Origin of the sequence: Streptomyces sp. N50, assembly GCF_033335955.1 — a bacterium.
Taxonomy (GTDB): domain Bacteria; phylum Actinomycetota; class Actinomycetes; order Streptomycetales; family Streptomycetaceae; genus Streptomyces.
The window spans coordinates 8,651,467-8,671,496 of record NZ_CP137549.1 but is presented as its reverse complement, the minus strand read 5'-3'; the positions used below and the strand labels follow the sequence as shown (position 1 = coordinate 8,671,496).

The 20,030-nt window shown below is 70.6% G+C and carries 18 protein-coding genes; 7 read left to right on the top strand and 11 right to left on the bottom strand.

Annotated elements, in window-relative coordinates; all coding sequences use genetic code 11:
- Positions 1-47 precede the first annotated feature (47 nt).
- Positions 48-1,379: a glycoside hydrolase family 16 protein gene (locus R2B38_RS38420; protein WP_318020420.1), complete on the top strand. Its 1,332-nt coding sequence runs from the start codon at positions 48-50 to the stop codon at positions 1,377-1,379.
- A 43-nt stretch (positions 1,380-1,422) separates the two neighbouring features.
- Here the strand turns inward: R2B38_RS38420 and R2B38_RS38415 are convergent, their stop codons facing one another.
- The 6 genes from R2B38_RS38415 to R2B38_RS38390 all read right to left on the bottom strand — a co-directional run bounded on the left by R2B38_RS38415 (position 1,423) and on the right by R2B38_RS38390 (position 9,248).
- Positions 1,423-2,886: an alpha/beta hydrolase family protein gene (locus R2B38_RS38415; protein WP_411978526.1), complete on the bottom strand. Its 1,464-nt coding sequence runs from the start codon at positions 2,884-2,886 to the stop codon at positions 1,423-1,425.
- 116 nt (positions 2,887-3,002) lie between these two features.
- The gene (locus tag R2B38_RS38410) at positions 3,003-5,354 is read right to left on the bottom strand and encodes an FdhF/YdeP family oxidoreductase (protein WP_411978607.1); all 2,352 of its coding nucleotides are present in this window, start codon (positions 5,352-5,354) and stop codon (positions 3,003-3,005) included.
- A 715-nt stretch (positions 5,355-6,069) separates the two neighbouring features.
- Complete coding sequence (locus R2B38_RS38405; RefSeq protein WP_318020418.1) at positions 6,070-6,693, bottom strand: NADPH-dependent F420 reductase; 624 nt, start codon at positions 6,691-6,693, stop codon at positions 6,070-6,072.
- 55 nt (positions 6,694-6,748) lie between these two features.
- Entirely contained in the window at positions 6,749-7,483 is a 735-nt protein-coding gene (locus tag R2B38_RS38400) for an SDR family NAD(P)-dependent oxidoreductase (protein ID WP_318020417.1), read from the bottom strand.
- A 101-nt stretch (positions 7,484-7,584) separates the two neighbouring features.
- On the bottom strand, positions 7,585-8,520 hold the full coding sequence (locus R2B38_RS38395; protein ID WP_318020416.1) for an SDR family oxidoreductase: 936 nt from the start codon (positions 8,518-8,520) through the stop codon (positions 7,585-7,587).
- 95 nt (positions 8,521-8,615) lie between these two features.
- On the bottom strand, positions 8,616-9,248 hold the full coding sequence (locus R2B38_RS38390) for an NADPH-dependent F420 reductase (RefSeq protein ID WP_318020415.1): 633 nt from the start codon (positions 9,246-9,248) through the stop codon (positions 8,616-8,618).
- 309 nt (positions 9,249-9,557) lie between these two features.
- On the opposite strand from R2B38_RS38390, the gene R2B38_RS38385 reads away from it, so the two are divergent.
- Positions 9,558-10,460 carry a LysR family transcriptional regulator gene (locus R2B38_RS38385; RefSeq protein WP_318021896.1) on the top strand — a complete coding sequence of 301 codons (903 nt, stop codon included), beginning with the start codon at positions 9,558-9,560 and terminating at the stop codon, positions 10,458-10,460.
- 46 nt (positions 10,461-10,506) lie between these two features.
- Here R2B38_RS38385 and R2B38_RS38380 read toward each other — a convergent pair whose 3' ends face one another.
- The 3 genes from R2B38_RS38380 to R2B38_RS38370 all read right to left on the bottom strand — a co-directional run bounded on the left by R2B38_RS38380 (position 10,507) and on the right by R2B38_RS38370 (position 12,369).
- On the bottom strand, positions 10,507-10,665 hold the full coding sequence (locus R2B38_RS38380; RefSeq protein ID WP_318020414.1) for a hypothetical protein: 159 nt from the start codon (positions 10,663-10,665) through the stop codon (positions 10,507-10,509).
- A 182-nt stretch (positions 10,666-10,847) separates the two neighbouring features.
- The gene (locus tag R2B38_RS38375) at positions 10,848-11,552 is read right to left on the bottom strand and encodes an alpha/beta hydrolase (protein ID WP_318020413.1); all 705 of its coding nucleotides are present in this window, start codon (positions 11,550-11,552) and stop codon (positions 10,848-10,850) included.
- A gap of 124 nt (positions 11,553-11,676) precedes the next feature.
- A complete protein-coding gene (locus tag R2B38_RS38370) occupies positions 11,677-12,369 on the bottom strand; it encodes an alpha/beta hydrolase (protein WP_318020412.1) in 693 nt (230 codons plus the stop codon).
- A gap of 195 nt (positions 12,370-12,564) precedes the next feature.
- Between R2B38_RS38370 and R2B38_RS38365 the strand changes: the two genes are divergently transcribed.
- Together R2B38_RS38365 and R2B38_RS38360 are read left to right on the top strand one after the other, a co-directional pair.
- On the top strand, positions 12,565-15,378 hold the full coding sequence (locus R2B38_RS38365; protein ID WP_318020411.1) for a helix-turn-helix transcriptional regulator: 2,814 nt from the start codon (positions 12,565-12,567) through the stop codon (positions 15,376-15,378).
- A 65-nt stretch (positions 15,379-15,443) separates the two neighbouring features.
- The gene (locus R2B38_RS38360; RefSeq protein WP_318020410.1) at positions 15,444-16,112 is read left to right on the top strand and encodes a Type 1 glutamine amidotransferase-like domain-containing protein; all 669 of its coding nucleotides are present in this window, start codon (positions 15,444-15,446) and stop codon (positions 16,110-16,112) included.
- A 48-nt stretch (positions 16,113-16,160) separates the two neighbouring features.
- Here R2B38_RS38360 and R2B38_RS38355 read toward each other — a convergent pair whose 3' ends face one another.
- Positions 16,161-17,000 carry a serine hydrolase gene (locus R2B38_RS38355; RefSeq protein ID WP_318020409.1) on the bottom strand — a complete coding sequence of 280 codons (840 nt, stop codon included), beginning with the start codon at positions 16,998-17,000 and terminating at the stop codon, positions 16,161-16,163.
- A gap of 188 nt (positions 17,001-17,188) precedes the next feature.
- Between R2B38_RS38355 and R2B38_RS38350 the strand changes: the two genes are divergently transcribed.
- The 3 genes from R2B38_RS38350 (at position 17,189) to R2B38_RS38340 (ending at position 19,714) form a co-directional block, all read left to right on the top strand.
- The gene (locus R2B38_RS38350; RefSeq protein ID WP_318020408.1) at positions 17,189-18,211 is read left to right on the top strand and encodes an LLM class flavin-dependent oxidoreductase; all 1,023 of its coding nucleotides are present in this window, start codon (positions 17,189-17,191) and stop codon (positions 18,209-18,211) included.
- 92 nt (positions 18,212-18,303) lie between these two features.
- A complete protein-coding gene (locus R2B38_RS38345; protein WP_318020407.1) occupies positions 18,304-18,879 on the top strand; it encodes an HD domain-containing protein in 576 nt (191 codons plus the stop codon).
- Positions 18,880-18,904: 25 nt separating this feature from the next.
- The gene (locus R2B38_RS38340) at positions 18,905-19,714 is read left to right on the top strand and encodes an SDR family oxidoreductase (protein ID WP_318020406.1); all 810 of its coding nucleotides are present in this window, start codon (positions 18,905-18,907) and stop codon (positions 19,712-19,714) included.
- 13 nt (positions 19,715-19,727) lie between these two features.
- On the opposite strand, the gene R2B38_RS38335 is transcribed toward R2B38_RS38340, so the two are convergent.
- Positions 19,728-19,961 carry a hypothetical protein gene (locus R2B38_RS38335; RefSeq protein ID WP_318020405.1) on the bottom strand — a complete coding sequence of 78 codons (234 nt, stop codon included), beginning with the start codon at positions 19,959-19,961 and terminating at the stop codon, positions 19,728-19,730.
- Positions 19,962-20,030: the final 69 nt, after the last annotated feature.

Here is a 20,030-nt window from a genome sequence, read left to right as displayed (position 1 = left end):
CCCCGCAGCACTCCCAACCCGCCAGCTCGACAGGGAGAACCACCACGATGACAACCTCCCCACCGCCTGCCACAGCGCCGGCCGGTAGACAGCGAACCGTCCCCCTCGTCCTGGGCAGCGCTCTGGTGCTGCTCATCGGCGCGCTCGCAGGCCTGATCGGCAGCGGCGGCAGCGCCTCGGCGGCCGTACCGGGCGCTCCGACCGGCTGGACCACCCTCTTCTCGGACGACTTCAACGGCGCGTCCGGCAGCGCTCTGGACCGGTCCAACTGGCTGTACGACCTCGGCACCAGTTACGCCGGAGGCGCCGCCAACTGGGGAACGGGCGAGGTCGAATCGGCCACCGACTCCACGAACAACGTCTACCAGGACGGGCAGGGACACCTGGTCATCAAGGCTCTCCGTGACGGGTCGGGCCACTGGACCTCGGGACGCATCGAGACCCAGCGCACCGACTTCGCCGCCCCGGCCGGCGGACAGCTGGAGATGAGCGCGTCCATCCTGCAGCCCAACCCGCAGAGCGGACTGGGCTATTGGCCCGCGTTCTGGGCGATGGGCGGCGCGGCCCGTCCGGTCGGCGCGACGAACTGGCCGAGCATCGGCGAGTTCGACATCATGGAGGACGTCAACGCGCTGAGCCAGCACTCCACCACCTTCCACTGCGGTGTGTGGGCGGGCGAGTGCCACGACCCCGACGGCATCACCAGCAACCTCCAGCCGTGCGCGGGCTGCCAGACCGGCTACCACACGTACTCCGCGATCATCGACCGCACGAACACCGCCGCCGAGCAGCTCCGCTTCTACCTCGACGGCAATCTGACCTTCACCGTCAACGAGAACCAGGTGTCCGTCGCGACGTGGCAGGCGGCCGTCGATCACGGATTCATGGCCATCTTCGACCTGGCGATCGCGGGTTCCTATCCCGACAAGGTCTGCGGCTGCAGCTCGGCCGCGCAGGCGGGCAGCATCACCTCGGGTGCCGCCATGAGCGTCGACTGGTTCGCCGTCTACCAGCAGAGCCCCAGCGGGAGCACCACCGGCGGCACGACGACCGGCAGCACCACAGGCAGTACGACTGGTGGCACCACGACGGGCGGAAGCACCGGCGGGACCACGACGACACCGGACTACACCGCCGGGGTGACGCGGGTGAGCGCCGGTCAGGCGCAGATCACGTTCGTTCCGACCACACCCGCGGCGTACGTCGATGTGCACTACTTGATCAACGGCGCCGGCCAGCAGAACTTCCGGATGACCAACAGCGGCGGCACCTGGACCCAGAACGTCTCGCTCGCCACCGGTTCCACCCTGACCTACTGGTTCACCTACGAGAAGAACGGGCCGCAGTACGACAGCCCGCACTACACCTACGTCCAGTGAGCCTCCCGGGCTGGTCGACCGGACCAGCCCGGGTCCCCACCGTTCAGGGAGCGATCCCCACCCCGTCGATCCGGCTCCACGCCCGCTCCTGCGCCGCGGTCATGACGGGCCAGACGAGCCCGCCCGGCCGGGGGCGGATCCGTGAGGCGTACGGCGCGGGGCGGAACGCCGGGTCGTAGAAGCACCCGCTGCCGTACTTCAGGTCGAAGGCCGCGCAGGAGGCCGCGACCGAGCGCGCGGTCGGCTTGCGTCCGTGACGCACCCAAGTGTCCAGCGCGGCAATGGAGTTGGCGTACTCGGAGTCGCTGAGCGCGCTGTGCTCGGTCTCCGTCGTGAAGGTCTGGACGAGGTCGCCGCCCCGGCCCGCGCCCTGGAGCGTGGCGCGGTAGGCCGCCTCGTGCTCGACGAACGCCGTCGGGTCGTCGATCGCGTGCAGGGTGAGGACCGGGATGGTGACCTTGCCGGTCAGGTCGCTGTCGTAGGAGAGGTCGCGGCGCGCGGTGGGGTCGGCCGAGAACCGTTCCACGCCCGCGTTGAGCGCCTTGTCGTCGTGTGAACCCGAGTACCGAACACCCTTGTTGCTGAAGGGATTTCGGCCGCCGAGGCGGGTCGACACGATGTCCCGGAACGTGAAGGTGGCGAACTGCAGATGGGACGCGAGCGAGCGCTCCGGGATGCGGGTGACGGCGAGGATGTCGTCGAGGTTGCGCTGCTGGAGCGTGGTCCGGTCCGCGGGGTCGGAGGCGTATCCCGTGCACTCCTGGAGGCGGGCTCGGAGCCCGGCGCCCGTCATGGTGGAGTCCGCGCGCAGGCCCTGCCACAGCGGGTACTGCGGCTCGGTCGGGCGGGGGTGGTTGTGGCAGTAGTACTGGTAGACCACCCGGAGGTCGACGCGGTAGTCGTAGCCGCGTGAACCGCCGCCGAGGACACCGCTCGTGAGCAGTGCGCCGTCGTAGGCGCCGGGGTGTCTGCCGTAGGTCTCCGCGACCTTGGCGGCCACGTCACCGCCCCAGGACTGGCCGTGGACGTAGGTCCGCTTCGGCTTGCCGAACTCCGAGACGAACAGCTTGCGTACGCTCTCGGTGTCGGCGGCGGCCATCCGGGTGCCGTAGCCACCGCGGCGGTAGGACGAGCCGGCCCAGGCGTAGCCCTCCTCGACCATCACCGCCCAGCGGTTCAGATCGTCGGTGCTGCGTGCCGGGTCGGAGGAGTCGCCGAGGTCGGGTCCGCCGTGCGCGTGCACGACGAGGGATCCGTTCCAGCGGGTCGGCACGGCCATCGCGTAGTACGCGCCGTTGGTGTCCTTGCCGGTGTAACACGTCGCCTTGCCCAGCAAGTTGGGCGGGCAGTCGGCCACTGCGGGCCGCTCGGCCCGTGCCCTCGGCGCGGGGGCGTTGCCGAGCGTGCCGAGGAGTGCCGCGGCCACACCGACGGCCAGTGCCGCCCGGCGGTAGCGAGAGGCCGGGAGTCTCCGGCGTACCGGTACGGGCGCGTCAAGTGTCGTCACGGGAGCGGCTCCTATGCATTCGCTGTGCGAAGTTGCCCTGCGAACCGTGATGTTAGGAACCGCCGCTGGTGGGGACTACCCGTCGATCATTGCGTTCATAGTGTTCGCCCGCGCGATCACCTGCTCAAAGCCGGGGTGACGGTGACGAGTTGGTGTTTCATCAGGGGCTGGTCGCTCTGCCTGCTGTAGTCGTCGAGCCCGCAGAGGATGTTGAGTTCGGGCATGTAACCCGCGACGCTGGCGGGCGGGATGTCGTAGGCGATGACGCGGTAGCCGTGGACCGACCGGGTGCTGCCGTCGCGGGCATGGCTCGTGATGTCGATCAGGTCGAACTCGGCGAGGCCCCGGTCGGCCATGTCCTCGGGGTTCATGAAGAGCAGGGTGCGCAGGTTCTTGACCCCGCGGTAGCGGTCGTCGTCGGAGTACACGGTGGTGTTCCACTGGTCGTGCGAGCGCATCGTGGAGAGGACGAGCATGCCCTGGGGCGGGGTCACGTCGGGGAGTTCGCTCGGGTGGAACTCCGCGCGGCCGGAGGGGGTGTGGAACTCGCGCTCGCGGGCGGGCTGGGTGATGCGGAAGCCGAGCGGTTCGCGCACCCGGCGGTTGAAGTCCTCGAAGCCCGGGAGGACTTGGGCCATCGTGTCGCGGATCCGGTCGTAGTCCTCGACGTACCACTCCCACGGTGTCGTCGAGTCGGGCAGTGTCGCCCGTGCCATCCCGGCGACGATCGCACACTCGGACCTGAGGGTCTCGGCGGGCGGCTTGCGCATGCCGAAGGAGAGGTGCACCTCGCTCATCGCGTCCTCGACGCTCACGCCCTGTTCCCCCGTCGCCTGGGTGTCCTTCTCGGTGCGTCCCCGGCACGGGAGGATGAGGGCGCGGCGGCCGTGGACGAGATGGCTGCGGTTGAGTTTCGTGCTCACCTGCACGGTCAGTTCGGTGGTGCGCAGCGCGGCCGTGGTCGCGTCGGTGTCGGGGGCGGCGAGGACGAAGTTGCCGCCCATCGCGACGAACACCTTCACCCGGCCGTCCCGCATCGCCCTGATGGTGCCGACGGTGTCCAGACCGTGCTCGCGGGGCGCGGAGATCCCGCAGACCTCGTCGAGCGCGTCGAGGAACTCGGGCGTGGGGCGGTGGTCGATGCCGCAGGTGCGGTTGCCCTGGACGTTGCTGTGGCCGCGCACCGGTGAGGGTCCGGCTCCTTCGCGGCCGAGGTTGCCGCGCAGCATCAGCAGGTTCACGATCTCGCGGACGGTGTCCACCCCGTGGTCCTGCTGGGTGACGCCGAGGCACCAGGAGATGACGGTGCGGTCGGCGGCCATGTAGCGGTCGGCGACCTCGCGGATCTCGACCTCGCTCACCCCGGACTGCCGCACCAGCTCGGCCCAGTCGGTGGCACGCACCAGGTCGCGGTACGACGCGAAGCCCGACGTGTGCCGTTCGATGAACTCGGCGTCGAGCACCGCCGGGTTCTCCTCGGCCCTCTCGAAGACCGCCTTGGCGACCCCGCGCAGTAGGGCCAGGTCGCCGCCGATGCCGACCTGCACGTTCTGGTCGCCGGTCGCGGTGGCGTGGAAGGCTGCCATCGCGGCGAACTCGTGCGGCACGATCGTCCGGCGCGCGCCCGCCTCGACGAGCGGGTTGACGTGGACGATCTGAGCACCGCGCCGGTGTGCCTTGGCGAGCGTGGTGAGCATGCGCGGGGCGTTGGACGCCGCGTTCACGCCCATGACGATGAGCAGGTCGGCCGCGTCCCAGTCGGCGATGTCGCACGTGCCCTTGCCGGTGCCCAGCGCGGCCTGCAGGGCACGGCCGGAAGCCTCGTGGCACATGTTCGAGCAGTCCGGCAGGTTGTTGGTGCCGAACTCCCGCACCCACAACTGATAGAGGAACGTGGCCTCATTGTTGAGCCGCCCGGACGTGTAGAACGCGGCCTGGTCAGGACTCTCCAGGCCGCGCAATGTCTGCCCGACGAGCGCGAACGCGTCCGGCCAGGAGATCGGGACGTACTTGTCCGTGGCCTCGTCGTAGACCATCGGCTCGGTCAGCCGGCCCTGGTCCTCCAGCGCGTAGTCCGGCCAGCCGGCCAGCTCGGTGACCGTGTGCGCGGCGAAGAACTCCCGGCCGGCCTTCTTGCGGGTCATCTCCCAGGTGACGTGCTTGATCCCGTTCTCGCAGATGTCCAGGTGCAGGCCCTTGCGGTCGTCGGGCCACGCGCATCCCGGACAGTCGAACCCGCCGTTCTCGTGGTTCATCCGCACGATCGCCAGCGGCCCGCTGACCGGCTCGCGCGTCTTGACGAGGACCCGCGTCACACTGCGCGCCGCACCCCACCCCGCCGAGGGTGCCGTGTCGTCCTCCTGCGAGATGTCACCGGGGCGATTGGGCCCACGGCCGCGCGCCGGTACCCCGGGTGCCCCGCGCCCCAAGTCGTCCCCGGCACGGCCTTCGGAATCCGAGCGGTCCATGGTGGTGCCCTTCGCCGTCACGACGCCGGTCATCGCGTACGCGCGCTGACGCCGCCCACACCTGTCCGTTATGCCCAGATTTTACCGCCCGACGTGATCGACGCACACGGCGAAGCCCAGGGAGACGGCGCGGAGCGGACGACGAGACCCGGCCCGCGGTGGTACGGGCCGGGCGGAGACGTGTGTGTGTGGGGGCGGGGACCCCGGTCCCCGGGAGGGGATGTCGCGCCGGACGGTGTCGGTGCAGGGCACCCGGTGGTGCCGGCTTCGATGACGCTGCCGCGAACTTGTCGATGAGTACGCCGAGTTGCTCGCCCCCGGCAGGGAGCACAGCGGGCTGGCGGGGGCGATGGTCGGGCAGTCATGACGCCGGAGGCACTCGATCGTGCCGTTCCAGCAGGAGGCGGCGGCGAACCCGGCGTGGACCAGCACGCCGGTCGGCTTGGCGGAGGTCGCGGAACTGCCGTTCGCGACAACGGCGTTGGCCGGGGTCGGCTGGGCCGGCAGCGCAGCGGGCCCTGCGGCACCGGCACCGGCACCGGCACCGGCACCGGCACCGGAGGCCATCATCCGGCGGCGGGAGATCTCAGACCTCGTGACTCCTCAACCGGCGGTGCCGTCAACGGAGTTGGCCCAGTCAACCGTGTCGGTCGCGCGACGCACCCGGCACCGGATGCCGGATGCCGGGTTTCGTCAGCCTCTCAGCTCCGAGGGATCAGGCGGTGAATTCGTCGACGCCGAGGGCGAAGTCCCAGTGGCCGACCCCGTTGCCGGCGAGGCCCACCGTGACCAGGCCCATTCCTTCCAGCCAGTGCGCCATCTTCAGGCCGCCGACGTCCAGCGGGCGCAGCCCGAGGCTCTCGATGAACGCCGCCACGCCTGCCTTGGCCTGCGCATCGTCGCCGGCGATGAAGACGTTGGGCCGGCCCTTCTCCAGGACACTCCGGAAGATCGTGTTGAACCCCTTCACCACGCTGGCGCCGGCCGGGGCCACCTTGGCGACTTCCTGCGCGACCGAGGTCTCCTCGCCGTGGGCCAGTCCGTCGAACGTGGCGTTGAACGGGTTGCTGATGTCGACGATGACCTTGCCCGCGAGGGCGTCCCCGTACTCGGTGACGACCGGAACGACACCGGCGTACAACAGGGCCGTGATGACGATGTCCCCGGCCGGGACGGCGCCCCAACTGCCCGTCGTCGCACCGCCGCCCAGAGCCTTGGCCAGGTCGTCGGCCTTGGACTGGTCGCGTCCCATGACCTCGACGGTGTTGCCGCCCGCCACCGCGAGCGTGCCGATGGTGCGGGCCATGTTCCCCGTACCGATGAGGGTGATGCTGCTCATGAGGTGTGCCCTCTTCCTGTTCTTGATTCTTGAGGTGTCGATCTGTCTCGTTCGTTCAGATGGCGGTGGTGCCGCCGTCGGCGACCAGTTCCAGGCCGTTGACATAGCTGGAGTCGTCGGAGGCGAGGAACAGGGCGACGGTGGCGATCTCCTCGGGGCGGCCCATGTTTCCGCGGGGAATGAGGGACTCGAATGCGGCCCTGGTCGCCTCGTCGAAGAGTTCTTCCTGTTTGGCGGTGCCGACCTGGCCGGGGGTCAGGACGTTGACCCGGATCTTGCGGTCGCGCAGTTCGTTGAGCCAGACGCGGGCCCAGGCCTGCTGCACGGCCTTGCTTCCCGCGTAGAGGCTCCAGCCGGGGAAGGCGCCGAGGGAGGCGTTGGATCCGGTCATGAGGATCGAGCCGTTGTCGTTGAGCAGCGGCAGCGCCTTCTGCACGGTGAACAGGGTGCCGCGCGCGTTGAGCCAGAAGGCGCGGTGGAACTGTTCTTCGGTGATCTCGCCGAGGACGGCGGGTTCGCCCATCCCGGCGCTGGCCCACAGCACGTCGATCGAGCCCTTTTCCCGCTTGACGGTGTCGTACAAGCGGTCCAGGTCGTCCAGTTCGGCCGCGTCGCCCTGGACGGCGGTGACGTTGCGGCCGATCAGCTTGACGGCGTCGTCCAGCGCTTCCTGCCGCCGGGCCTGGATAAAGACGTGCGCTCCTTCCTCGACGAACAGCTTGGCGCCGGCCAGTGCCATGCCGGTGGATCCGCCGGTGATCACCGCTACCTTGCCATCGAGTTTTCCCACGATCACTCCGTTGAACTGATGGTTAGCCGAATTAATTGACGCGTATCCGAAAAAGTGAACCCTTGCCTTTTCCCGACTCGTTGCGATTCGGGTCGCAGCTGTCAGCCGGCGGGGAAGTAATGGCCGTTGTCCAGATCGGCGAGAAGGCGAGGCTGAGCGGGTTCCCAGCCGAGGGTCCGGCGGGTGATGAGATTGGACGCCGGGTAAGACTGCGTGACGATGTTCGCGAGGAATCCGAAATATCCCGGAATCATCAGTACGTCCACGGGAACGCTGACGACGGGCAGGCCCAGACGGCTGCCGATGGCCTCGGCGATCTCGCGGAACGGGATGCCTTCGTCCCCGACCGCGTGCCAGTACTTGCCGGCCGGACCCTTCTCCAGCGCCAAGCGGAACAAGGAGGCGACATCGCGGATGTGCACGGCGTTCCACAGGTTCGCGCCGTCGCCGGGGTAGCCGACGAAACCCTTCTCCTTCGCGAGCGCGATCAGCTCGGGGAGGAAGCCGGCACGATCGGTCGTGCCGTGCGCGATGTTGGCGATCCGTACGATCGAGGACCGCACGCCCTGCTCGGCGAGGCCGACCGCGGTGGTCTCCACGACGTTGCGAACCCGCAGGGTGCCCTTGTACTCGTCGCCGCCGGGAAGGGCCGGGTCCTCCTCGGTGACCGGCCGGCCCAGGTTCCCGCCCGAGCCTATGCTCCCAGCTGCGACCAGCGGCTTTCCGGTTCCCGCGAGTGCCTCGCCGTACGCGAGCATGATCGGGACCTCCGCGGCGGCCACGGCGTCGAGCCCGCCGGAGGGAAGCAGGTCCTGCCTGTGCGCGACATGGATGACGCCGTCGGAGTCCGCGGCCGCCTCCTTGAGCCCGTCGAGATCCTGGAGGTCGCCGCGACGCACCTTCGCGCCGAGCGCGGACAACGCCGCCGCGGCGGCGTCCGACCGGGCCAGGCCGGTGACCTCGTGCCCGGCCGCGATGAGCTCGGGGACGATGTACGAACCGGAATGGCCGGTCCCGCCAGTGACGAAAACGCGCATCTTGCTTTCCTTTGGGGGTAGTTGGAGCGGCTGTTCTTCTCATGCCGCAGATCGACTGGCGTGATGTGGCTCAAGAAGCAGTGGCGCGGAGGCGCTCAGCTCAGAATGGTGATGCCGAGGGAGAAGTCGGTGTGCTTTATGGAGTGGGTCATGAGGCCCAGCTCCAGCAGGGCGACGTTCTCCAGTGCGCGCGCCATCGGCAACTCCCCGGCGTCCATCGGGCGCAGCCCCAGGCTCTCGACGAATTCCGACACGCGTGCTTTTGCCTGCGCGTCGTCGCCGGCGATGAACACGTCCAAGGAGCGGCCCTCGGCCGGCCCGGCCGCCAGAACATCGGAGAACAGGGTGTTGAACGCCTTGACGACATGCGCGCTGGCGGGGGCCGCCTTCGCGATCTCCTGCGCGCCGGAACTGCCGTCGGGGGTGACAAAGCCCTGGAGATCGGGGGCGACGGGGTTGGTGATGTCGATGATGACCTTGCCGCGCAGCGCGTCCCCGTACTCGCTCACCACCGCCGCCGCACTGGCGTACGGCACGGCGAGGACGACGATGTCCCCGGCCGGGGACGCGCCAGGCGTCCCGACACTGGCGCCGCCGAGCGTGCCGGCCAGTCCCTTGGCCTTGGCCGGGTCGCGGCCGATGATCTCTACGGCGTTGCCGCCGGCCAGCGCCCGGCCGGCCAGGGCGCCGGCCATGTTCCCCAGGCCGATGATGCTGATGCTGCTCATTGGTGTTCCTGCTTTCCGGAGCTGGGCAGGACGCCATGCCCAGCCCGTCGTTGCTGACGATTGCGCCGTCGATGCCGTCAATGCCGTCGAATGACGCGATGGACGGCACTCAATTCCTTGCGCTCATTCCGGGCCGGGGTCCTACCATCAAGTCCGATGTCGAATTCTCGTTCAGAATTCTTGTGTCGAATTCGCTTCGGCCCCATTGGGTACCTATTCAGGCTGCCATTGGCCTGAGCTGGTGTCCAAGACCTCTTTTAGTCGTGGTGATACCCTGAATGCATCACCGGGCCGGGAGGCGCCATGGATCTGGATCTGGACCTGCGGAAACTGCGTTACTTCGTCGCCGTGGCGGAACAGTTGCACTTCGGCCGCGCCGCCGATGAGCTGCATATCGCGCAGCCGGTGCTCAGCCGGCAGATCCGCGCGCTCGAGCAGGATCTCGGCGCCTCGCTGTTCACCAGGGATCGCCACGGCGTGGAGCTGACCGACGCGGGCCGACAACTGCTGGCCGACGCCGGTCCGCTGCTCGCGTCCACGCACGCGGTCCGCCGCCGGGTGTCCGTGGCCGCTCGCGGCAGCCGGCGGCTGATGGTCGGTTTCCGGGCCGGCATCCCGGTCATCCCGGCGGCTCGGGCGTTCGAGGCCCGGCACCCGGATGTGGTCGTGGACGTGCAGCGGATCGAAGGGGACGACCAGGCCACGATGCTGCTCGACGGCCGCATCGACATCGCCTATGTGCGGCTGCCCATCGACGAGACCGGCCTGCGCGTCACCCCGCTGTACACCGAGCCGCGGGTGGCGGTGCTGCCCGCCGGTCACCGGTTGGCCGGCAAGGAAGAGGTCACCGAGGCCGACCTGGCCGGCGAACCGCTGGTGTGGCATGCCGACCCGAGCACGCAGCCCACCAGGCGCCCGCACCCCAACGCCGGGTACCTGGTGCGCGGGGTGGACGAGACGCTTGAGCATGTCGCGGCCGGCCGGGGCATCTCGTTCCTGGCCCGTTCGGCGACCGTCTTCTACTCACATCCGGACGTCGTCTACGTGCCCATCCCGGATCTGGCGCCCGAGCAGGTGTGCCTCGCGGTGGCGGCATCGGGCACCTCGCCGGTGATCGAGGACTTTTTCGGCGCGGCTCAGGCGACGGCCGAGATCACGGCAGAATGCGGGAACTATGAAATGTGGCAGCTTGGAAGCGGTGCCGTTTCGTAGCACACGGTGAGAATCGGCTTCGCCGCCTCGGGTGATCTCGCGCGGCTCAACTGCCCTTGAGGTGGACGACGTTGAACTGCCGTAGGGGCCGGTCAAGCTTGGCGTCGAAAGCCGGAACCCGGGACTCCTTCCAGGTCTTCGTGCGCTGGAAGAAGGTCCCGCGCCGGATCTGGAGGCAACGCAACGTCGCCCGGCCGGTGCTCACCGGGCGGGCGACGTTGCGCCGGAGTTGGTCTACCAGCCTACGGACCGGGTCAGCGGGTGAAGGGCTTGCCCAGCATGGCAAGCCGGCGAACCCTCACCGGTGATGCCCTACCCGCCCCTGCCGATCGCCCTCCGTGACGCCCGGCCCGACGGGCAACCCGGCAAGGGTTACCGGTCACGGCACTAGCTGCCGCTGACAGCCGTGGCAGCCTGAACGATGACCGCGGCCACGGCAGCCGGGTCGGACACGTACACGGCGTGGCTGCCGGCCGTCTCGGTGACCGTCGCTCCGGCCCGCTCGGACATGATCCGCTGGGCGGGCGGGGGAATCATGCGGTCGTCGGTGGCGACCAGGTACCAGGACGGCTTGGTGCGCCAGGCGGGGTCGGTGACCGCGCCGCCGAGCGCCTCCACGCCCCAGGGCACCTGCGAGTCGGCCATGAACGCGGCGAGCTTCTCGGGTACGTCCGCGGCGAACGAGGCCGCGAACTTGTCCCGGTCCAGGAAGAGGAACCCGTCGACGGGCGGCAGGATCGGCGGAACCGGAGCGCCGGGCGGCGGGTCCGCGATCAGGGTGTTGACCGACTCGCCCTTGTCGGGCGCGAACGCGGCGATGTAGGCGAGCGCGGCGACGTTGGGATGGGTGCCGGCCTCGGTGATGACCGCGCCGCCGTAGGAGTGGCCCACCAGCACGGCGGGGCCGTCCAGCCCGTCCAGGACCTGCCGGGTGGTGGCGACGTCGTCGGCCAGCGACAGCGTCGTGTTCTGCACGACGAAGACCCGGTAGCCGTCGGGGACCAGTTGGTCGTACACCCCCTGCCAGCCGGAACCGTCCACGAAACCACCGTGCACCAGCACGATGTTCTTCACTTCCTGACCTGTGGTCACGACACTGCCTCCTTCGTCCGAGACGTCTGCTCGGGTCCGTTCGGGGAAATGGCTGGAACGCTCGCGCCCTGGAGGGGCGGCGAATTCAATGGGCGTGCTCAACGGGCTTGCTCAGTGGGCGAGTTCAGTGGCCGGCCGAGGCCGCCGCCTGCTTGATGAGGTCGGCGGTGGCCTGTGGCTGGGAGACGTACACGGAATGGCTCGCGGCGACCTCCCCCACATTGGCGCCGGCGCGGTCGGCCATCATGCGCTGGGCGGCCGGCGGGATCATCCGGTCCTCGGTGGCGACCAGGTACCAGGACGGCTTGGTGCGCCAGGCGGGCCGGGTGATCTGGCCGCCGAGCGCGTCCGCGCCCCAGGCGACCTGGGAGTCCGCCATGAAGCCCGCCTCCGGCGCGGGCAGGTCGGCGGCGAACGAGGTGTGGAACTTGTCCCGGTCCAGGAACAGGAACCCGTCCGGGGACGGCACGATCGGCGGGACCGGGGCACCGGGCGGCGGATTTGCGATCAGGGTGTTGACCGACTCGCCCGCGTCGGGTGCGAACGCGGCGATGTAGGCGAGCGCGGACACCTTCTCGTCGAGGCCGGCCTCGGTGATCACCGCTCCGCCGTAGGAGTGGCCGACGAGCACGCACGGGCCGTCCAGTGACCGCACGATCCGCAGGGTGGCCAGGACGTCACCGGCCAGCGACAGGGTCGGGTTCTGGACCACCGCCACCCGGAAGCCGTCCGCCGTGAGCAGTTTGTGCACCTCCTGCCATCCCGATCCGTCCACGAAACCGCCGTGGACGAGAACGACGTTCTTGATCTCGCTCATGACCCTCTCCCTGCGAAGCGACCTGCGTCGGCTTCCGTTGGCTTCCGTCGACTTGCTTGCTCTCGCTGCGGGTCCAGCTTCCGGCCGGGGCCCGGGGGGAGGCATCAGGGGAAACCCTCGACGGCGGCGCGGGGACCCCGCCGGAAATCGCGGAACCCTCGACACGGATGTGCGAGGCATGTCGATGATGTGTGCGTGAACGAGGCAGGGATCAAGCATGAGTTGTACGGCCGCGAGGACGCCGTGCACGTCGTGGACGAGCTGTTGGCCGGGGGCGGGAGCGTGGTCGCCGTCGGCGCTCCGGGCGCGGGCAAGACCAGCCTGATGAAGGTCGCGGGGCGGCTGGCGCGCCGGCAGGGGCGCAGGGTGCTGGCGATCACCCCGACGCAGTTCGAGCGGGGTCTGCCGTTCGCCGGGCTGGCCGAGCTCATCGGCCAGTGTCCGGAGGGGATCGACCGGCACCTTCCGCAGCCTCAACGGCACGCCCTGGCGGTCGCGTTGCAGCACGCCGAGCCCGACGGACCCGAGGTCAGTGCGCTGGCGGTGCCCCTGGCCGTCCGGGGTGTGCTCGATCACCTGTGCCGGTCGGAGCCGGTGGCGCTGCTCATCGACGACCTCCAGTGGCTCGACCAGTCGAGCGTGGGCAGCCTCGGGTTCGCGGTCCGCGGTGTCTCCACCGGGCCGGACCGGCTGAGCGTCCTGGTGGCGACCCGGCCGGATCCGGACACCGGCACCGACCTGCTGCGCAGTCTGACCGAGCCGCGCCGCGACCTCGTGCTGCGCCCCCTGGACGAACGGGCCGTCGGACAACTGCTGCGCAGCCGCCTGGGCCCCCGGTGGACCCCGCCGAGGTGCGTCGGAGTCGCGCGTGCCAGTGCCGGAAACCCGTTCCTGGCCCTGGAGATCGGCAAGGCCATGCACGCCGACGGGCCGCAGCGGGGCGGCATCACCTGGCGGGGCAACGACCCCGTCTTCCCGGTCCCGCCCACCCTGGCCGGTCTGCTCGGCGAGCGGGTGACGCGGCTGCCGGACGACACCCGTGACGTCCTCACCCTGGTGTCCGCGGCGGGCCGGCTGACCCTCACTCAACTTCAGGCGATCGTCGCGCCGGACCGGCTCGCGTCGGCCCTGGAAGCCGCCGCCGACGCCGACGTGGCCACCGTGGGCGCCGAGTCCGCCGTCGCCTTCGCCCACCCGCTGCTGGCCTCCGCCCTCTACGACGCCGCAGCCCCGGCCGACCGCCGCCGCGCCCACCGGCTCCTCGCCGACAGCCTCGACGACCCGGTGGAACGCGCACGCCACCGCACGAAGTCCATCACCGTTCCCGACGACCGGGTCGCCGGGGAACTGGAGCGCGCCGCCGACATCTCGCGCGCCCGCGGGGCCCGGCAGCTGGCCGGGGAGCTGCTGGAGGGTGCCGCGCTGGCCACGCCGTACGGAGCCGACGGGCAGGCCGCCTTCGGCCGCTGGCTGCGCGCGGCGGACAACTACGTCGACGCCGGTGACGAGGAGGCGGCCCGAACGGCCTTGGACCGGTCCACGGCCCTGGCCGTGCTCCCCGAGCGGCAGGCCCAAGTGCTGGTCCGGCGTTCGCAGTTGGCCGACGACAGCCCCTCGGGGCGGCTCTTCGCCGAACAGGCCTTCCGGCTCTCGCCGCCCGGCACCGAGCTCCGCGCCGAGATCCTGTACCGGCTCGGCAGACATCACCGCATGGAGGGCCGGGGCGCCCTCGCGCTGCGCCTCACGCAGATGGCGCTCGTCCAGGCCGCGGCACACGGGCGCCAGGACATCCAGCTCGCGGCCCTCACCCAGCGCCAGGCCATCGAACGGCTCTGGGGAACCGGCGTCCCCGGACGGTCACTTGACGAATTCCGGGAGCTGGCCACCGGTGCGGGCCGGGACCGGCCCCCGGAGGGATGGGAGTGGGCCTGGATGCACGCCTTCTTCGCCCCGTGGCACGACCCGGCGGCCGAGGGGCACACGCGCGATGCCATCGCCTCGGCCGTCGACGCCGGACGGTACGCCGACCTGTCGTACCTCTACATGTGTCTGGTCCTCGTCCTCGTCCGCCGCTCGAAATTCCGTCAGGCGCATGCGGCGCTCCGGGAAGCGGACCACTCCGGGGCCTGGACGAGTTCCACCGGCGCCCTGCAGGAGGACATGGCCAGGATCCTGGTGACGGCGTACGAGGGGAGTCTCGACGAGGCCCGGAGCCGCGCCCGGCGCGCGGCCGCCCGGCCGCTCGTCAGCTCCTCGACCTACTGGCGGAGCATCGTCCTCGCCCTCCTGGGGTTCGTCGAGGCCTCGGCCCGCGACTGGCCGGCGGCGCTCGGCGCCCTGCGCGAGGTCGCCGGCATCCTCACCACCACCGGGATGGTCGCTCTGGAGCAACTCCTGTGGGCCGTCGACTACTGCGACGCGGCACTGCAGACGGGCTCCCACGACGACGCCCGGGCCGCCATCGGCATCCTGCGCCGGCAGGCGGCGGCCGGCCAGCCGGAGGCAGCGGTCGCCGCGGACCGGTGCCAGGCCCTGCTGACGGCCGCCGCCGGAGACACCGAGGAGGCGCTGACCCAGCTCCGGGCGATCGTCCAACTGCCGGACGCGGAAAGCCCGTTCGAGGCCGCCCGGTCCCGGCTGGCGCTCGGACAGGTCTACCGCCGCGCGGGCCACAAGGGCCTCGCCACCGAGACCCTGAACGAGGCCGCCCGTGCCTTCGACGAGCTTGGTGCGCCACGCTGGTCGCAGCGCGCGCTCGCCGAAGCCGAACGCACCGGGCTGCGCCCCGCCACCGGCACGCTGACGGCGAGCGAACACCGCGTGGCCGAACTCGTCGGAGAGGGCCGCTCCAACCAGGAGACCGCCGACCTGCTGTTCATGTCCGTCAAGACCGTCGAGGCCAACCTCACCCGGATCTACCGCAAACTCTCCGTCCGCTCACGCACTGAACTCGCGAACCGGCTCGGCACCCGCCGGTCGACCCCGGACAGCGGCGGCGAACTGGTGTGACGCGCAGGGGAGTCCGGGATCCCGGCTTCGTTGCACCCGCCCGTCCGCCGTGCTTGGCTCGCCCGATGAATCTTCTGCTGACGGCGAGCGGCCTGCGCAACGAGACCCTGCGGGACGCGCTGCGGGACATGCTGGGCAAGCCGTTCGGATCGGCGAACGTCGTGTACATCCCTACGGCGTCGGTCGCCGAGCCCGGGGACCACGGGTGGTTCGTCGAGGACATGAACCGGCTGTACGGCCTCGGCTGGCAGGAGTTCGACGTCCTGGAGCTGAACGGCCTGCCCCGGCGCCTGGTGCTCGACCGGCTGCTGCACGCCGACGTCGTGTACGTCGAGGGCGGCAACCACTACCACCTCGCCCGCAGCATCACCGGCAACGGCCTGGCCGACGGCTTCCTGAAGGCACTGGAGAGCCGGGTCTACGTAGGGGTCAGCGCCGGATCGATGATCTTCAGCCGCCATCTCACCGCGCACTCCGCCGACGTCATCGGCGACACCGCGGACCTCCACGTCCTCGGCGCGACGACCGTGGAGCCGCCGTTCGGCCTCTTCGACTGGTACCTCAAGCCCCACCTGTACTCCCCGAACTTCCCCGAGCGGGACGACAGTTGGGCCGATCGCATCGTCGCGCGGGCGGACTTCCCGATCCACTTCATCGACGACGACACGGCCGTCCGCGTCAGGGACGGCAAGGTGGACGTCATCTCCGAAGGCCGGTGGCGGTCCCACCCGTGACGCAACGCGCGGAGGCGAGCCGACCGGGAACCACCGCGGCTCGTGCCGTCAGCCGGCCGCTCGCGCCGAGGAGACCGCCGTACGGGCCGCGCTCTCGACCGCCGCTATGCCGCCCGGCATCGTCGCGTTGCCGTCGGAGAGGACCGCGACGAGGTAGTGGTGCGTTCCCGACGCGACCCGGCCGACGCTGTTGATGTCCCACAGGCCGGTGGTGCTGCGCTGCAGCCAGCCGTTCTTGAGCGCCCAGCCGGCGCCGGAGTCCGAAGCCGCCGAGACGCCCCACGACTGTCCGGCGGCGATGCGGGTCATCAGCGTCCGGAGGTAGCTCTGGGACGTCTTCGTCAGTGCGGACCCGCTCGCGGACGAGGTCCCGCCGTCGGCGAACACCGCGCTCAGCAGGCGGACCTGGTCGGTGGCCGTGGTGCGCGTGAGTCCCCACAGGCCGCCGGCCCCGCCCACGGTCGAGGACAGGCCGAGCCGCTTGTTCACCGCCTCCAGGCCGGGCGCCCGGCCGATCTCCCGCCAGAGCGCGTTCGCCGCGTCGTTGTCGCTGTGCTCGATCATCGCCTCGGCCAGGGTGCGTTCCTGCTGGGTGAGGCCACGGCCGGCGTCCTGTGCCTGGACGAGCAGCGCGGAAAGGATGTCGACCTTGACGATGCTGGCCGTGTCGTAGGGGACGTCCTTCCCGCTCACCTGCGGGCTCCGGGCGGGGTGGTCCAGATCCACCACGGCGGTCGTCACGCGCGCGTGCGGGGTGTCGGCTGCCGAGGCCGGGCCGACCAGGCCGACCGTGAGGAGGGTGGCCACGGATCCGGTGAGCAGCGCCGCGCGGACGCCGGGCGCGCGGGCGCCGCGTGTGGTCGGTCGGGGATTCTGGCGGTACGGCATGGGACCTCGGCGGTTCGGGGGCGGGGGAACAGACCTGCGAACGTAGGCGAGCCGGCGGTTCCGTGACGTGACCGGTGCCACGAAATGGACCCAAGAGCGCGATTTGTGAAGATAGACACAGCTTCAGGCGCCGCCGCCGCGCGCCGGCGGGAGGGAATCAAACGAGGCTGCCGGACGCTGTGACCTGCGTGAAGAAGATAGGTTTTCTCTCCTTTGGTCACTGGTCTCCGAGTCCGCATTCCCAGACCCGGTCGGCCGCCGACTTCCTGCACCAGTCGATCGACCTGGCGGTCGCCGCCGAGGAGCTGGGCGTCGACGGCGCGTACTTCCGCGTGCACCACTTCGCACAGCAGGCGGGCAGCCCGTTCCCGCTGCTCTCGGCCATCGGCGCGCGGACCTCGAGGATCGAGATCGGCACCGGCGTGATCGACATGCGCTACGAGAACCCGCTGTACATGGCGGAGAACGCGGGCGCCGCCGACCTCATCTCCGGCGGCCGGCTCCAGCTCGGCATCAGCCGCGGCTCACCGGAGCAGGTGATCGACGGCTGGCGCTACTTCGGCTACGCGCCCGCGGAGGGCGAGACCGGCGCGGACATGGCCCGCCAGCACGCCGAGGCCTTCCTCAAGGTGATCGAGGGCGAGGGCTTCGCGCGGCCGAACCCGCGGCCGATGTTCGCCAACCCGCCGGGACTGCTGCGCGTCGAGCCGTACTCCGAGGGGCTGCGCGACCGGATCTGGTGGGGCTCCAGCTCGAACGCGACCGCTGTCTGGGCCGCGCAGCTGGGGATGAACCTGCAGAGCTCCACCCTCAAGGACGACGAGACGGGCGAACCGCTGCACGTCCAGCAGCGCAAGCAGATCGAGGCGTACCGCGAGGCCTTCAAGGAGGCGGGCCACACGCGCGAGCCGCGGGTCTCCGTCAGCCGCAGCATCTTCGCCCTCACCGACGACATGGACCGGGCCTACTTCGGCAACGACCGCAACTCCCGCGACCAGGTCGGCATGATCGACGACACGACCAGGGCGATCTTCGGCCGCTCGTACGCCGCCGAGCCGGACGTCCTGGTGAAGCAGCTCCAGGAGGACGAGGCCATCCAGGCCGCGGACACCCTCCTGCTGACCGTCCCGAACCAGCTCGGGGTCGACTACAACGCCCACGTGCTGGAGAGCATCCTGACCCAGGTGGCACCGGAGCTCGGCTGGCGCTGAGTGTCGCGCAGTTCAGGTCCCGTTGGCTGGGTCGCAAGCTCGCCATGATCTCCTGGCGTTCCGCACAGGCTGTCTCGCGGGAGGACTGACGCATGGAGTTGCGCAGCGTCGAGGAGCTGATGGATCTGCTGTACGCGTGTCGGGGCGCCTGGGACACCCCCGACCGCAGCGGCGATCCCGTCGATCTGCACGACCACGCACTGCAGACGGCCGCGCTGCTCCGCCGAAGTCGCCCCGCCGACAAGGAACTTCAGGTCGCCGGCCTGGTCCACGACATCGGGCATCTGCTGCGCCCCGGCGACGACGCCGGACACGCGGACCACGCCGCGCAAGCCGTCCGCGCCCTGCTCGGCGAACGGGTCGCCCACCTCGTCCGCCTGCACGTACCCGCGAAGCGGTACCTTGCGTCCTCCTCCCCCGGCCGCGACCTGTCCCCGCAGAGCACGCTGACCCTCCGCGCGCAGGGCGGCCCCATGCCCCCCGCCGAGGCCACCGCCTTCGAGCGCGACCCGCTCGCCGACGACGCGATCACCCTGCGCCAGGCCGACGACGCGGGCAAGGTCGTCGGCCTCGACGCCGGGGTCCTGGAGGACTGGCGCACGGTCCTGGGCATCGTGGCCGCACGGAACTCACGGATCCCCAACTCCCGCCTGGGGGCTGTCGACTGACGGCCCGTCATGAGACGGTACGGCGATGACATCGTCGTCGTACGGTCTGCGGGGCCGGGCCGTCCTGGTCACCGGAGGCACCCGCGGGATCGGGCGGGCGATCGCCGAGGCGTTCGCCGGGGCCGGTGCGCTGGTGTGCGTGAGCGCGCGGAACGCCGGCGAAGTGCGGCGCACCGCCGAGGAGTTGGGCGGTGTCGGCCTGGCCGGTGACGTCGCCGACCCGCAACACCTGCGCGAGCTGACCGAGTTGGCGCTGCGCACCTTCGGGCGGATCGACGTGGTCGTCAACAACGCGGCGACGAACCAGCCGTACGGCCCGCTCATGAACGCCGATCCGGACGCCTGGCGGACGGCGTTCACCGTGAACGTCGAGGCGCCGCTGCGGTTGACGCAGTGCGCGTGGCGGGCGTGGATGCGGGAGCACGGCGGCGCGGTGGTCAACGTGTGCACGGAGGGCGCGGGGCATGTCGGCCCGAACGTAGGGGCGTACTCCACCAGCAAGGCGGCTCTGCTGCACCTGACCCAGCAGCTCGCCGGTGAACTCGCCCCGAAGGTCCGGGTCAACTCCGTCTCCCCCGGACTCGTCCGCACCGAGATGGCCCGGTTCGTCTGGGAGCCCGGCGAGGCGGAGCTCGCCGCCGGGCTGCCGCTCGGCCGGATCGGTGAACCGGCCGACATCGCACGTGCCGTGCTGTGGCTGGCCTCCGACCAGGCCGAGTGGATCACCGGGGCGGACCTGCTGGTGGACGGCGGGACGCGGGTCAGGGCGGCGTACACCTCCGGTGGATACGCCGTCCATGACCGGCTGAGGTCGGCCGCGCCGCCGCACGCGTGACGGCGCGGGGCCCTCACGGGAACAGGGCGATCCCGACGAGGACCAGCAGGACGACTCCGGCGACGAGCGCGACGGTGGCCCAGGTGCCGCGGTGTCTCACCGCGGTCGTGGAGCCGCCGCCGCGTGGCCGGTCCTCCGGCAGTTCGCGGTGGGCCGGGCGGTCGCTCGCGTAGAAGTCGTCGTCGGTCGGATAGTGGTTGCGCGGGTCGTCGAAGGCCCTCGGATCGATGCCGTGTGTACTGGCCATGAGAACTCCTCGCGCGGTTCTCACCAGGGCCGGGACCCGCCCGGCGCCCGGGCTCGCGTCCAGGGTGGC

Excerpts from the sequence above, each read along its gene's own strand:
- R2B38_RS38420 (WP_318020420.1), top strand. The coding sequence starts at position 48 with ATGACAACCTCCCCACCGCCTGCCACAGCGCCGGCCGGTAGACAGCGA.
- R2B38_RS38410 (WP_411978607.1), bottom strand. The coding sequence starts at position 5,354 with ATGGACCGCTCGGATTCCGAAGGCCGTGCCGGGGACGACTTGGGGCGC.
- R2B38_RS38405 (WP_318020418.1), bottom strand. The coding sequence starts at position 6,693 with ATGAGCAGCATCACCCTCATCGGTACGGGGAACATGGCCCGCACCATC.
- R2B38_RS38395 (WP_318020416.1), bottom strand. The coding sequence starts at position 8,520 with ATGCGCGTTTTCGTCACTGGCGGGACCGGCCATTCCGGTTCGTACATC.
- R2B38_RS38390 (WP_318020415.1), bottom strand. The coding sequence starts at position 9,248 with ATGAGCAGCATCAGCATCATCGGCCTGGGGAACATGGCCGGCGCCCTG.
- R2B38_RS38370 (WP_318020412.1), bottom strand. The coding sequence starts at position 12,369 with ATGAGCGAGATCAAGAACGTCGTTCTCGTCCACGGCGGTTTCGTGGAC.
- R2B38_RS38360 (WP_318020410.1), top strand. The coding sequence starts at position 15,444 with ATGAATCTTCTGCTGACGGCGAGCGGCCTGCGCAACGAGACCCTGCGG.
- R2B38_RS38355 (WP_318020409.1), bottom strand. The coding sequence starts at position 17,000 with ATGCCGTACCGCCAGAATCCCCGACCGACCACACGCGGCGCCCGCGCG.
- R2B38_RS38345 (WP_318020407.1), top strand. The coding sequence starts at position 18,304 with ATGGAGTTGCGCAGCGTCGAGGAGCTGATGGATCTGCTGTACGCGTGT.
- R2B38_RS38340 (WP_318020406.1), top strand. The coding sequence starts at position 18,905 with ATGACATCGTCGTCGTACGGTCTGCGGGGCCGGGCCGTCCTGGTCACC.
- R2B38_RS38335 (WP_318020405.1), bottom strand. The coding sequence starts at position 19,961 with ATGGCCAGTACACACGGCATCGATCCGAGGGCCTTCGACGACCCGCGC.